Origin of the sequence: Microbacterium sp. (assembly GCF_041641055.1) — a bacterium.
Taxonomy (GTDB): domain Bacteria; phylum Actinomycetota; class Actinomycetes; order Actinomycetales; family Microbacteriaceae; genus Microbacterium.
The window spans coordinates 17,329-30,686 of record NZ_JBEPZB010000004.1; the positions used below are offsets into that span (position 1 = coordinate 17,329).

General features: G+C 68.7%; 11 protein-coding genes. 3 read left to right on the forward strand and 8 right to left on the reverse strand.

Translation table 11 applies throughout. From position 1 onward, the window contains the following. Positions 1-77: 77 nt before the first annotated feature. From ACESK8_RS03615 to ACESK8_RS03625, 3 genes are all read right to left on the reverse strand, one after another. Positions 78-1,706: an extracellular solute-binding protein gene (locus tag ACESK8_RS03615; protein ID WP_372967305.1), complete on the reverse strand. Its 1,629-nt coding sequence runs from the start codon at positions 1,704-1,706 to the stop codon at positions 78-80. A gap of 64 nt (positions 1,707-1,770) precedes the next feature. Continuing rightward, on the reverse strand, positions 1,771-2,760 hold the full coding sequence (locus ACESK8_RS03620) for a carbohydrate ABC transporter permease (protein ID WP_372967306.1): 990 nt from the start codon (positions 2,758-2,760) through the stop codon (positions 1,771-1,773). Next, positions 2,757-3,731 carry an ABC transporter permease gene (locus ACESK8_RS03625; RefSeq protein WP_372967307.1) on the reverse strand — a complete coding sequence of 325 codons (975 nt, stop codon included), beginning with the start codon at positions 3,729-3,731 and terminating at the stop codon, positions 2,757-2,759. Before ACESK8_RS03625 ends, ACESK8_RS03620 begins: the two co-directional genes overlap by 4 nt. A gap of 164 nt (positions 3,732-3,895) precedes the next feature. Between ACESK8_RS03625 and ACESK8_RS03630 the strand changes: the two genes are divergently transcribed. From ACESK8_RS03630 to ACESK8_RS03640, 3 genes are all read left to right on the forward strand, one after another. Next, positions 3,896-6,103 carry an alpha-galactosidase gene (locus tag ACESK8_RS03630; protein WP_372967308.1) on the forward strand — a complete coding sequence of 736 codons (2,208 nt, stop codon included), beginning with the start codon at positions 3,896-3,898 and terminating at the stop codon, positions 6,101-6,103. Between the two features lie 53 nt (positions 6,104-6,156). Next, positions 6,157-8,748: a X2-like carbohydrate binding domain-containing protein gene (locus ACESK8_RS03635; RefSeq protein ID WP_372967309.1), complete on the forward strand. Its 2,592-nt coding sequence runs from the start codon at positions 6,157-6,159 to the stop codon at positions 8,746-8,748. A gap of 86 nt (positions 8,749-8,834) precedes the next feature. Continuing rightward, positions 8,835-9,236, forward strand: a complete 402-nt coding sequence (locus ACESK8_RS03640; protein ID WP_372967310.1) for a RidA family protein — start codon at positions 8,835-8,837, stop codon at positions 9,234-9,236. 6 nt (positions 9,237-9,242) lie between these two features. On the opposite strand, the gene ACESK8_RS03645 is transcribed toward ACESK8_RS03640, so the two are convergent. The 5 genes from ACESK8_RS03645 to ACESK8_RS03665 form a co-directional block, all read right to left on the reverse strand. Beyond that, positions 9,243-10,319, reverse strand: a complete 1,077-nt coding sequence (locus ACESK8_RS03645) for a DNA polymerase IV (protein ID WP_372967311.1) — start codon at positions 10,317-10,319, stop codon at positions 9,243-9,245. Positions 10,320-10,393: 74 nt separating this feature from the next. Next, positions 10,394-10,786: a DUF1304 domain-containing protein gene (locus tag ACESK8_RS03650; protein ID WP_060926558.1), complete on the reverse strand. Its 393-nt coding sequence runs from the start codon at positions 10,784-10,786 to the stop codon at positions 10,394-10,396. 27 nt (positions 10,787-10,813) lie between these two features. Then, positions 10,814-11,707 carry a CPBP family intramembrane glutamic endopeptidase gene (locus ACESK8_RS03655; protein ID WP_060926557.1) on the reverse strand — a complete coding sequence of 298 codons (894 nt, stop codon included), beginning with the start codon at positions 11,705-11,707 and terminating at the stop codon, positions 10,814-10,816. Beyond that, positions 11,704-12,429, reverse strand: coding sequence for a tRNA (guanosine(46)-N7)-methyltransferase TrmB (gene trmB / locus ACESK8_RS03660; RefSeq protein ID WP_372967312.1), 726 nt, complete (start codon positions 12,427-12,429; stop codon positions 11,704-11,706). Before trmB ends, ACESK8_RS03655 begins: the two co-directional genes overlap by 4 nt. Before the next feature lie 68 nt (positions 12,430-12,497). Next, on the reverse strand, positions 12,498-13,337 hold the full coding sequence (locus ACESK8_RS03665) for a DUF3097 domain-containing protein (RefSeq protein WP_372967313.1): 840 nt from the start codon (positions 13,335-13,337) through the stop codon (positions 12,498-12,500). Positions 13,338-13,358 lie beyond the last annotated feature (21 nt).

Below are 13,358 nucleotides of genomic sequence, written 5' to 3' on the forward strand. Positions count from 1 at the left end.
CCTTCTCGCGCCCAGCCCGCGACTGCGGAAACAGGGATACGCGGGACGGATGATCCGTCCCGCGCATCCCGTGTCGATCAGAGCGCGTCGTATGCCGCCTGCAGCAGCTCCAGGTAGCGGTCCAGTCCGAGCCCTTCGATGTCGGCGACGTACGCGTCCCACGCGGCGTCATCCGCGATGTCGCGCTGTCCCGTCACGAACTCCGCCTGCGCCTGCGTGATGTAGGTCGCGATGTTCGTCTGCAGCTCGGCGAGCTCCGCCGACGTCTCCAGGTCCGGCCACAGCTTCTCGACCGGGAACAGGATGCTCTCGTCGGGCTTGTAGGGCTCGTACTCCTGCGTCGCATACAGCAGACGACGCTCGTAGCCGTCCGGGGTGTAGATGTCCTCCGGCACGACCTGGGCGTTGCGGAACTCGAGCGAGTCCCAGTACTGCGACATCGAGCGCCAGGCGGCGTTCGACGTCTCGTCGTACGTGACGGGGCGGAATGTCGGGTCGAGCTCGGGGTCGAGCGCGAGATCGCCCTCTTCAGCCGGCACCCATGCCTCCCCCTCCGGGCCCATCGACGCGCGGATCTGACCCTCGTCCGTGGCGAGGTAGTCGAGCAGCTTGATGGCCTCGATGCGCTCCTCCTCGGTCGACTTGTTCGTGAGCGCGAAGGTCCCGACAGGGTTGACCGGCGAGCGCCAGGTGGCGAGCTGCGTGCCGTCCGGCCCTGCGAGCGGTGCGACCGCGTCGTAGTTCTTGTCACGGCCGTCGGGCGAATCCGCCGAGACGAAGACGTACGGGTGCAGCGTCACAGCCGAGCCCAGCACCTGGGCGTCCGCACTGTCGCCGAGCGCCTTGAGGGCATCGCCGTTCTGGGTGAACGCCGCAGTGTCCAGGAGGCCCTCCTGCGCGAGCGAGGTGATGTACTCCAATCCCTCCCGCCAGCTGTCGGAGATGGCGTTCAGCGCGACCTCATCGCCGTCGAGCACGAGCGGCGGCGGGCTGGAGGGCCCACCGACCGGCGCGTAGGTGAAGGCGTTCATGAGGTAGTTGATGATGGGCTCCGACGCCGAGCCGCTCAGCGGCACCTCGTCTGCTGCGCCGTTGCCGTTCGGGTCCCCGTCCTTGAAGGCACGCAGCACGGTGCGCAGTTCCTCGGTCGTGGTCGGCTGCTCGAGCCCCAGGGCGTCGAGCCATGTGGTGTTCATCCACAGCTTCGAGGGGAAGCTGCAGTGGAAGCACTCGCTCCACTGGGTGATGGCGTAGATGTGCCCGTCGGGCGCGGTGACCGACTGCTCCCAGTCGGGCTTCTCCTCGAAGCGCTCCTTGAGGTTGGGCGCGTACTCGTCGATGAGGTCCTCGAGCGGCATGAGCACGCCCTGCTGGCCGTACTTGAGGATCTCGTTCCGCGAGAATCCGTCGACCCACGGCACGAGGAAGTACGCGTCGGGGTAGTCGCCGCTCGCGAGCGAGATCTGACGCTTCTCCCCCGCGACGCTGCCGTCGTAGGTCGTGGTCTGCCAGTCGAAGTCGATGTCGAACTTCTTCTCGACCTCCTGGGTGAACAGATTGTCCTTGAGCGAGCCGTTCTCGCCCTGGGGGCCGAATGCGACGAGCTGGCCGTTGTCGTCGCTCGGCGCGGTGCAGGCGGCGAGCGCCAGTCCCGTCGCGACGACGGTGACCGCTGCGATCACGCCTCGTGTGATGCGGTGTGTCATTGCCGGAATCTCCTTTGACCGGTTCAGGTGTGCGGGTGTGTGTGGTGGGTCTGGGTGGGAGGGGTCAGCCCTTGACGGCGCCGACCATGATTCCCTTGCTGAAGTGCTTCGCGACGAACGGGTACACGATGAGCATCGGCACGGTGGCGATGATCACGGTCGAGTACTTCAGCAGGTCGGCGAGCTCTCGACGCTCGAGCTGGGCGGCGAGATCGCCGCCTCCGCCCCCGTCGTTGAGGATGAGGATGCCGCGCAGCACGAGCTGCAGCGGCTGCAGGTCGGCGTCGCGGAGATAGAGGAGTGCGTCGAAGTACGAGTTCCACTGCATGATCGCGTACATCAGGGCGATCACGGCGATGAGCGGCTTGGCCAGCGGCAGCACGATCGTCCAGAGGATGCGCAGCTCGCTCGCCCCGTCCAGCTGCGCGGCCTCGTAGACCTCGTCGGGGATCGAGGTGCGGAAGTACACCATGGCGATGATGACCTGCCAGACGCCGATGGCGTTGGGGAGCAGCATCGACCAGCGCGTGTCGAGGAGGCCGAGCGACTGCACCACGATGTACATCGGGATGACTCCGCCGGAGAACAGCATGGTGAACACGACCCCGCCGGTGAGGGTCTTGCGGCCGAACAGGTTGGCCCGGGAGAGCGGATACGCGATCGCGATCGTGCCGGCGACGCTGATGAGCGTCCCGACCACGGTGTAGAAGATTGAGTTGCCGAATCCACGGAGGATCGCGGGGTTGTTCAGCGCCTCGGTGTAGCCGCGGAGCGTGAACTCGACGGGCCAGAAGAGCACCCGCCCGGACGACACCGCCTGGGGGCTCGAGAAGGAGCTGGCGACGATGTTCAGCAGGGGCAGGAGCACGACCAGCAGGAAGACCGTGAGGAGCACGTACGCGGCGACCACGAAGATGCGGTCGCCCCTGGTCTCCTTGACCTTCACACCGGACGTCATCGGGTCGCGGCGTCGGCGTCCCCGTCCCCGTCCCTTCGCAGAGGCGACGACGATCTCCTCGGTGAGGAGGGGCTGTTCTCTGATCACGGTGCTCACCACAACCCGCTTCCTGTCACTCGCTTGGATATGCCGTTGACGACCAGCAGCAGTACAAGGCTGATGACGGCGTTGAAGAGCCCGATGGTCGCTCCGAGACTGAAGTTCGCATTGAGGATGCCGGTCTTGTAGACGTACGTGGGGATGATCTCGGACGTCGACAGGTTCAGGGCGTTCTGCAGCAGGAAGGCCTTCTCGAAGCCGATCGCCATGATGTTGCCGACCCCCAGGATCAGGATGATCGTCGCGGTGGGCAGCAGCGAGGGCAGGTCGACGTACCAGATCTTCTGCAGCCGCGAGGCGCCGTCGATCTTGGCGGCCTCGTAGAGCGAGGTGTCGACCGAGGCGAGGGCGGCGAGGTAGATGACGGCCGAGTACCCGGTCGTCGTCCAGATGTCCGTCGCCACGTAGATGTGGCGGAAGAAGTCGGAGCTCGCGAGCAGGTCGACCTGGCCGGCGCCGAAGAAGCTGAGGGTCCGGCCGAGGATGCCCACTCTCGGAGAGAGCAGCAGGATCGTCATCGACACGATGACGACCGTGGAGATGAAGTACGGCGCGTACGTCACCAGTTGGACGGTGCGCGTGAAGAACCGCAGCCGCACCTCGTTGAGCATGATCGCGAGGATGATCGGCAGCGGGAAGCTCGCGATCAGCGTGTAGACCGCGAGGATGAACGTGTTGCCGATCAGCTTCGGGAAGACCGGGTTGCGGAACAGCGCGGTGAAGTTGTCGAATCCGACCCACGGACTCCCCCACACGCCATCGATCGGGTTGTAGTTCTTGAAGGCGATCACCGCGTTGGCCATCGGCACGTAGCGGAACACGATGAACCAGATCACCGGCAGCAGGAGCAGCAGGTAGAGCTGCCAGTATCGGCGCAGGCTTCGGGCGAACCGAGAACGGGCGGTGGTGCTGCGGGGCCTCGATGGCGAGACCTCCGCGGTGAGTGCATGCTCAGCACTGAGCTTCATGTCGCCCTCCCAGGGCAGGGTTACTTTACGTCGTAATAAAATCACGCCGAGCGGCAAAAGTAAACGCCGGATTCGGGATTCGTCGATTTCCGTCGATCGCTTGCGCGTGCATCGCGAACGTGGTTTATTGACGATGTCAAGTAACTACCGGAGGGTCTCATCCCATGACTTCCCGTGCAGACACCGTCGTCGCACTCCGCGCCGCAGGTGCCGCCTTCGTCCTCCAGATCTCCGACCCGATCCCCCGTGTGCTGCACTGGGGCGCGGACCTCGGAGACCTCAGCCCTACGACCGCATCCGCTCTCGCCCTGACCGGCGGACCCGCCCAGCTCAACAACTCCCCCGACATCCCCCGGACCTTCTCCGCCCTGCCCACCGAGTACGAGGGATGGTCCGGCACGCCGGCGCTCTCCGGTCACGCGCAGGGGCGGGCCACGACGCCGCGACCCCGCCTCGTGCGGCACCGGGTCGAGGTGCCGTCCGACGCTCTCGGCGGGTCGATCTCGCTCGAGTTCGAGGACACGATCGCGGGCGTCCGCACGGACCTCCGCTATCGACTGGATGCCCACGGCGTGCTCTCGGTCGACACCTCGCTCGCACGCGACGCCGCGCTGAGTCCTCGCCTCGGCTCCATCGCCTACACGGTGAGCGGTGTCGTCTCGCTCCTTCCGCTGCCTGAGCGCGCGACGGAGATCCTGGACTTCACGGGCAAGTGGTGCCGCGAGCGGTCGCCGCAGCGCTCCCCGCTCGGCTTCGGGACGCATCGCCGCGCCGCCCACCGCGGCAAGCCGGGTCACGACTCCCCGTTCCTCCTTGCCGCCGGGACCGCCGGCTTCGGCTTCGGGCACGGCGAGATCTGGGCGACGCATCTCGCCTGGAGCGGCGAGCAGCAGTACCTCGCCGAGCGTCTCCCCGAGGGCGCCGGCGCGTTCAGCTCGATCCTCGGCACCGGCGAGGACCTGCATCCCGGCGAGATCATCCTCGAGGACGGCGACCGCTACGACGCGCCGACCGCGCTGTTCATCTGGTCCGACGGCGGGCTCGACCAGATCAGCGATCGGCTGCATCGCCGCCTCCGCGCCCGCCCGGCGCACCCCCGCACTCCGCGCCCCCTGGTCCTCAACACCTGGGAGGCGGTGTACTTCGACCACGATCTCGACCGGCTGACCGCCCTCATCGAGCGGGCGGCGGAGGTCGGAGTGGAGCGCATCGTCCTCGACGACGGATGGTTCCGCGGGCGCAGGGAGGCGGATGCCGGACTCGGCGACTGGTACGTCGACGATCAGGTGTGGCCGGAGGGCCTCGGGCCCCTCGTCGACGCCGTGCGCGCCCGCGGCATGGAGTTCGGGCTGTGGTTCGAGCCCGAGATGATCAACCTCGACTCCGACCTCGCCCGCGCGCATCCGGACTGGGTCCTCGGACCCGCCGAGGGGCTCGGCCCCGAATCCCGCTCGCAGCACGTCCTCGACATCGCGCGGCCGGAGGCCTACGCCTATCTGCTGGAGCGGATCGACGCGCTCGTCCGCCAGCACTCGATCGACTACCTCAAGTGGGATCACAACCGCGACCTGCTCGAGGCTGTCAGCCGGGCGGACGACGGCGACCGTCCGAGCGTGCACCGCCAGACGCGGGCCCTCTACCGGCTGCTCGATGAGCTGCGCGAGCGCCACCCCGGACTCGAGATCGAGACGTGCTCCGGCGGCGGCGGACGGGTCGACCTCGGCATCCTCGATCGCACCGACCGGGTATGGGCCTCTGACTGCAACGACCCGGTCGAACGCATCCAGATCGAGCGGTGGACACGCGCTCTCGTGCCTCCGGAGCTCATCGGCTCGCACCTCGGTGCGTCCAGATCGCACACCACCGCTCGCCACACCGACCTGTCGTTCCGCCTCGTCGCCGCCCTCACGGCGCACGCCGGCATCGAGCAGGACCTCACTGCCGTGGATGACGACGAGCTCGCCGTCATCGCGAGGTGGACCGGTCTGTACCGGGAGTTCCGCGAGCTGCTGCACAGCGGGAGGGTCGTGAACGCCGATCTCTCCGATCAGGCGACGGCTCTCGCCGGCGTCGTCGCGCAGGACGGCTCGCAGGCGCTGTTCACCTGGAGCCGATTCGCGACCTCCGCTGCCGGGCAGTCGGGGCGCGTGCGCTTCCCCGGACTCGATGCCGCAGCCACCTACCGCATCCGGATCCGCGAGGAACTCGGCGCCACCAGTCGGCATCAGGGCAACGACCCCGATTGGGTGACGGCCGCGGTCGCGGACGCGATCGAGGTGCCGGGCTCCGTGCTCGCCGTCGCCGGTGTGCCGCTGCCCACGCTCAACCCCCAGCAGGCCATGCTCATCGACCTCCGACGACTCGGCCGCTGATCCCCGCTCTTCTCCCCCATCCCCGACAGAGCAGTCGAATCGAGAGGAATGCAATGAAGACCCATCGACAGAGAAGGCGAGCCACGGTCACCGCGGCACTCGCCGCGACCGCGCTCGTCCTCAGTCTCGCCCCCGGCGCGACCTGGGCGACCGTGGCGACGCCGGACGCCACCCCGGCACCCGACGCCACGTCCACCCCCACCCCCGCACCGGAGACTCCGGCGCCGGAGACCCCGGCGCAGGAGACTCCGACGCCCGAGCCGACGGCGTCGGCCACCCCCGACCAGGCACCGCCCGCGAAGGAGGCGAAGGAAGCAGCTCCCCGGGACGCGGATGACGACGGCATCTCCGAGCTCTCCGCGGCGCCGTACATGGGCTGGAGCAGCTACAGCATGCAGGTCTACGAGGGCGGCCAGTGGATCACGGCCGACCAGATCATGGCGCAGTCCGACGCCATGCACGCGAAGCTGCAGAAGTTCGGGTACGACTACATCAACATCGACGCCGGATGGAACGGCGGTCAGGACGAGTACGGCCGCCCGATCCCCAGCACCACGCTGTTCCCGGACGGCCTGGATGCGGTGATCGACCACGTGCACGACAACGGGCAGAAGGTGGGTCTGTACCTGATCCCCGGGATGAGCCTGGAGACGGCGCAGAAGGCCCTCCCCATCCACGGCGCTCCCGGATGCACGACGGAGAACCTGCTCAAGCAGCCGCTGCAGCAGGGCGACTACTGGGGCTACGGATACCGTCTCGACTTCGACAACCCCTGCACGACGAAGTACATCGACTCGATCGCCGACCTGCTCGGCGAGTGGGGCGTCGACTTCATCAAGTTCGACAGCGTGACCCCTGGTTCCGGAGTGAGCGACCTCTCGATGGACGCGCGCGAGGAGGTCGCCGCCTGGTCCCGTGCGCTCGAGCGCAACGACATCTGGTTCGAGCTCTCCTGGGCGGTCGACATCGAGTACGCCGACTACTGGAAGCAGTACGCGGACGGGTGGCGGATCGACTGGGATGTCGAGTGCTACTGCGGCGACGAGGCGCTGACCACCTGGGAGAACGTCGCGCGCCTGTTCCCGCGGCTCTCGGACTGGTGGCGTCACGCCGGCCCCGCCGGATGGAACGACCTCGACTCGCTCAACGTCGGCAACGGCAAGATGGACGGGCTCACCCGCGACGAGCGGCGCACGGCCACGACGCTGTGGGCGACCTCGGCCGCGCCGATGTACCTCGGCAACGACCTCACGAACCTCGACGAGTACGGCCTCGACCTCATCACGAACCGCGAGGTCATCGCCGTCAACCAGGCGGGTGTCCCTGCACGTCCCGTCTCGACCGCGACGAAGCAGCAGGTCTGGTACGCGCTCAACCCGGACGGCACCTACACCGTCGCCCTGTACAACCTCGGCCGCGCCGACGCCGACATCACCGTCGACTGGTCCGACATCGGGCTCGACGGGTCGGCGAAGGTCCGCGACCTCTGGGCCGCCAAGAACCTCGGCACGGAGGCCGAGGGGTTCACCGCCGAGAGCGTGCCGATCCACGGTGTGCGTCTGCTCAAGGTCACCCCGGCGAAGCAGGCGTCGCTGACCGTCAACGACGACTCGCTCCGCGTCGGCTACGACGGCGACTGGACGCGCAACGGCGGCTACGAGGTGCCGGCCACCTCGCAGCCGTTCACCGTGGCGGTCACCGACACACCGGGCGGAGGCACCCCGACGCCGCCTGCCACCGGTCTCACCGTGACCCTGAACGACGACGACTCGCGCATCGGCTACAGCGGATCGTGGGGCGACAGCAACAACCGCGGGCTCGGCGATCACGGCGACGACGTGCACTACGCCGAGACGAACGGCGCCGCCTTCGAGTACAGCTTCCAGGGGACCGGCATCCAGTACGTCACCGAGAAGCACGAGTCGCAGGGCGAGGTGGAGGTCTACCTCGACGGTCAGCTCGTCGACACGGTCGACACCTCGCTCCCTGCGGCGGACGGGCGCCTGTCCCAGCAGGTCGTGTACAGCGTCGCCGATCTGCCCAGCGGAAGCCACACCCTCCGTGTGGTGAAGAAGTCGGGTTCGTTCATGCTGCTGGACAAGCTGGTCGTCACCCTCGACAGCCAGTTGAGCACGACGTCCGGTGCCTTCAACAAGGCGGCGCCGGCCGACGTCTCGGTCGACCTGCTGCGGGACCCGAGCGGACTCGCGTCGATCAGCCTCGCAGGCGAGGCTCTCGAGCGGGATGCCGACTACACGCTGTCCGGCAGCACCGTCACGCTGACGTCGTCGTACCTGGCGACGCTCCCGGTCGGAGACGCGATCCTCGACTTCGGCTTCGTCGGCGATCACCTCGATGACGTGCACGCCACGACCGTCGACGGCGCCTCGGCGTCGTTCACGTTCCGAGGCACCGGCGTCGCCTGGATCGCACCGAAGGGGCCCGACCAGGGCACGGTCGATGTCTACATCGACGGCAAGAAGGTGGAGAGCGTCGACACCCACAGCGGGTCGCGCCTCTCGAACCAGGAGCTGTTCACCGTCTCGGGCCTCAATGACAAGGAGCACACGATCGAGGTCGTGAAGACCTCGGGAGAGGTGCTGCGCACCGACGTGTTCCGCTACACGGTCAAGAAGGTCGGCTGACCCGGATGGGGGTGGGCACCGGGTCCACCCCCATCGCCGGTGTGCACCCCGTCGCGGATGTCCGTGGCGGGGTGCACACTGCACCCATGGAGATCACCCTGACACAGCCGGCGGGACTCGTCGCGAGTCCCGCCTTCAGCCACGTCGCCGTCGTGCCGCCCGGCGCGACGACGATCCACATCGGCGGCCAGAACGGCGTCGACGAGACCGGCGCGCTCGTCTCGACGGACGCCGCCGAGCAGTCGCTCCGCGCCGTCCAGAACGCTCGTCTCGCCCTCGAATCAGCCGGCGCGGGCCTCGACGACGTCATCAGCTGGACCATCTACATCCACCAGGATGCCGATCTGCGCGCCGCCTACGGCGCTGTCGCCTCGACGCTCGCACGCGACGGTGCTCCCCCGCTCGTGACCGCCGCGCTCGTGGCCGGTCTCGGCGTGCCGGGGGCACTGATCGAGGTGAGCGCGATCGCCGCGGTCATCCGAGAGTGATCGCCCTCAGATCCGGCCCCTGACGGGGGTGCGCTCCGTCGAGTCGCCGGCCTCGGGCATGACCATCTCGGCCCGCACTCCGAGCAGCCGCACCTCTCGCTCCGTGTCCAGCGTCGAGCTCAACTCCACGGCGGCGGCGATGACCTCGTCGCGATCGTTCGTCGGCGCTGCCAGCTTGCGCCCGAAGGTCTTCGTCTCGAAAGGGGCGTATCGCACCTTCAGATGGACGCGCATGACCGGTCGGCCGTCAGCCAGGCAGTCCTCGAAGGCGTGACCGGCGAGCTCAGCCACGGCGGCCTGCACCTCGCTCGCGGTCGTGAGATTCTGCTGATAGGTCGTCTCGCGGCTGTGACTGCGCGCGACCCACGGGGTGTCGTCGACCACGGCGGGTCCGAGCCCTGATCCCAGGCCGTGGTACCAGACGCCCATGCGCGGGCCGAACTCGGAGACGAGCTGCGCCTCGTCCGCTGCGGCGAGTTCGCTGACCGTGGTGATCCCGTGGGCCGCCAGTCGCTTCTGGACCTTCGGCCCGACGCCCCAGAGGTCGCGGGTCGGCTTCTCGCCCATCACGGGGAACCAGTTCTCCGCAGTGAGCCGGAACACGCCTCGCGGCTTGCCGAACTCCGTGGCGATCTTGGCCCGCACCTTGTTGTCTCCGATCCCGACGGAGCAGTGCAGATCCGTCGCCTCCAGGACGGCGGCCTGGGCGCTCCGCGCGACCGCCTCGGGGTCGTCCGTCGTCACGCCGAGGAAGCACTCGTCCCAGCCGACGACCTCGAGCACCACACCCGGCAGCGCACGCAGGGCGGACATGACCTCGGCAGATGCCGACTCATAGGCCTCATGATCGACGGGCAGGAACACCGCATCCTCCGGCGCCTTGCGTGCGGCGATCTTCAGCGGCATCCCCGACCCGATGCCGAAGGCGCGCGCCTCGTACGACGCCGTCGAGACCACGGCGCGCTCGGTCGGATCTCCGCGCCCGCCCACGATCACCGGGCGCCCGGCGAGCTCGGGACGTCGCAGCACCTCGACGGCGGCGATGAACTGGTCCATGTCGACATGCAGCACCCACTCGGCCATGAGACGAGTGTGGCCGGTGGCAGCGAGGTTGTCACCCCTCGGACCGGCTCGCGACCACCGGGGAGTGCCGATCGTCAGGCGGTGGCGACCCCGACGGCGGTGGCGATCACGGCCAGCAGCGGCAGCGTCCCCTGCATGGCTGCGGCGCGCAGCTTCGAGGGATCCGAGAGCACGAGCACCAGTGCGGCCGCGAGCATCATGCCGGTGCCGGCGAACACCAGGGTCACGCCGACCGTGGTGGCGCCGACGATGACGAGACCGACGCCCAGGAGCGCGGTGAGGGCCAGGAACAGGTTGTAGAAGCCCTGGTTGAAGGCGAGCGCCTTCATGGTCACGGCATCCGCCTCACTCGCGACGCCGAAGATCTTGCGGGTCTCGGGCTCCGTCCACTTGAGCGATTCGAGCGCGAAGATGAAGACGTGGAAGGCGGCAGCGGCCGCGGCGAGGACGAGTCCGACGATGAGCATGCCTCGATCGTATCGGCGCGGGACCCGCTAGATGAGGAAGATCGGCAGCAGGCCCGGGTTGTGCGCGTGCACGAGCACGCCGAAGACGACGGCGTCGAACAGCAGGTGCACCGTCACGACGTAGGCCAGTGAGTGCGTCCGCATGAAGATGAACCCCTGCAGCAGCGCGAACGGGATCGTCAGGAGCGGCCCCCACTCGCGGTATCCGAGCTCCCAGAGGAACGAGACGAACACGATCATCTGCAGCACGTTCGCGAGCGCATCCGGGAAGTGCCGACGCAGCAGCGCGAACACCGTGCAGATGAAGAACAGCTCGTCCCAGATGCCGACCGCCCCCACTCCGACGAACAGCCGGGCGATGAGGTCGGGCGAGTCGACGACAGGCCAGTTCTGGTAGACGCCGCTGGTGATGAAGTAGAACGGCAGGATCAGCCAGCCGAGCACCAGGACGGCCACGAGCCAGCCCCACTGCAGCCGCCCCCAGCGGCGGTGTGCGCGCCAGGGGAAGCCGATCGCCCTGTCGCGGTACACGAAGCGGGAGACGACGTAGGGCACCACCACGGCACCGCCGAGGGCGAGCGTGAAGCGCAGCATCGCGAGGTTGTCGAGTTCTGCCGCCAGCGGGATGATCGACACGATCAGCATGCCGAGAGCGATCAGGGAGAGATCGCGGGTGAGCGACGGCTGCCGGCGGACTCCGATGACGTGCGCCGTGTCTCTCCTGGCGCCGACGCGCACGGTCTGGTCGGGTGCGGCGGGCGAGCGGCGCTCGACGAGCCAGGCGCCTGCGATTCCGAGAGCCAGCAGCGCCCACCCGAGCCAGGCGATCTGCACGACGAAGAACGCCGGCGCCGCAGCGCACACCAGCAGCGCAGGCACCACGGCGGGCCACGTCGTCGACGTGCGCTGCGCCGTGGTCACGCGCGCGACTTCCGCCGATACACGAGATCGCGGATGTCGCGGCCCTTCGCGATCCCCTTGCGCTCGAAGGCGGTCATGACCCGGCCCTCGAACCGGTCAGCCCACTCGCCCTCGAAGGCTCGCTCGAACAGCGGGTCGGCGTCGAGCACCTCACGCATCTGCACCGCGTACTCCTCCCAGTCCGTGGCCAGACGCAGCAGGCCGCCGTCGCGCAGGGCGCGGGCGGCGGTGGTGCCGAAGCCCTGCCGCACGAGGCGGCGCTTGGTGTGCTTCTTCTTGTGCCACGGATCGGGGAAGAAGATCCAGACCTCGGCGGCCGCGGCCTCCGGCAGGTACGACGAGAGCACCTCCGGCGCGTTCGCCTCGACGACCCGCAGATTGCGGGCGCCTTCGCGATCGGCGTCGAGCATCGTACGGGCGAGACCCGCCCGGAAGACCTCCACGGCGAGGAAGTCGTCAGCGGGGCGCGACGAGGCGGCAGACACGATGGCGTGCCCCTGACCAGAGCCGATCTCGACGTAGAGGTCGGCCTCCCGGCCGTACTCGACGGCCGGGTCGAGCCGGGCCTCGGGGTGCACCGAGGTCCAGGCGACGTCGCGGGGGACGTCGAGCAGGTAGTGCGGGCCGAGCTCGTCGAAGGCGCGCTCCTGCGCATCCGACATCCGGCCGCTACGGCGCACGAACGACACCGGTTCGTCGCGGAAGGTGCGGGGTTCGGGCATGGATCCAGGGTAGTCGGCGAGGCGGGACGCCACCGACCGCCGGCTCCTCAGCCGGTCGGATCTGCGACTCAGCCGGCCGGAGCGGTGACGAAGTCGATGAGCTCCTCGACCCGGCCCAGCAGCGCCGGCTCGAGGTCGCGATAGGTGTGCACCTTCGACAGGATGTGCTGCCAGGCCCGCCCGGTGTCGGCCTGCGTCTCGTAGGGCCAGCCGAATGCACGGCAGATGCCGGTCTTCCAGTCCGTTCCGCGCGGGATCTCCGGCCACCGGGCGATGCCGAGCGCCCGGGGCGTGACGCACTGCCACACGTCGACGAAGGGATGCCCGACGATCTTCACATGACGCCCGTGCGGCCCACGGGCGACGGCCTCGGCGACCCTCGACTCCTTCGATCCGGGGACGAGGTGGTCGACGAGCACACCGTAGCGTCGCGCGGCGGTCGGGGGCTCGGCGGCGAGCAGCTCGTCGAGCAGGTCGACGCCCTGCAGGAACTCGACCACCACGCCCTCGACGCGCAGGTCAGCGCCCCACACCTTCTCGACCAGCTCGGCGTCGTGCTTGCCCTCCACGAGGATGCGGCTGGGGAGCGCCACGCGGGCACGTTGATCGGCGACCGCGAAGGAGCCGGATGCCGTTCGCCTCGCGCCCTGCTCTCGGGGCGTCGGCACCGTCAGCCGCACCGGAGAGCCGTCGATCAGGAAGCCCCCGCCGAGGGGGAAGAGCCGCTTGCGGCCTCGACGATCCTCGAGCTCGACGGTGCCGCCCTGCACCCGGGTGACGGCACCGCAGTATCCGTCCTCCGCGACCTCCACGACCAGGTCGAGCTCGGCGGCGACCTGCGGCACGGGCTTCGCCGCTCGCTCCCGCCATCCCGCCGCGAGCACATCCGATCCGTACCTGTCGTCCATGCCTTCCAGCGTATGTGTCTC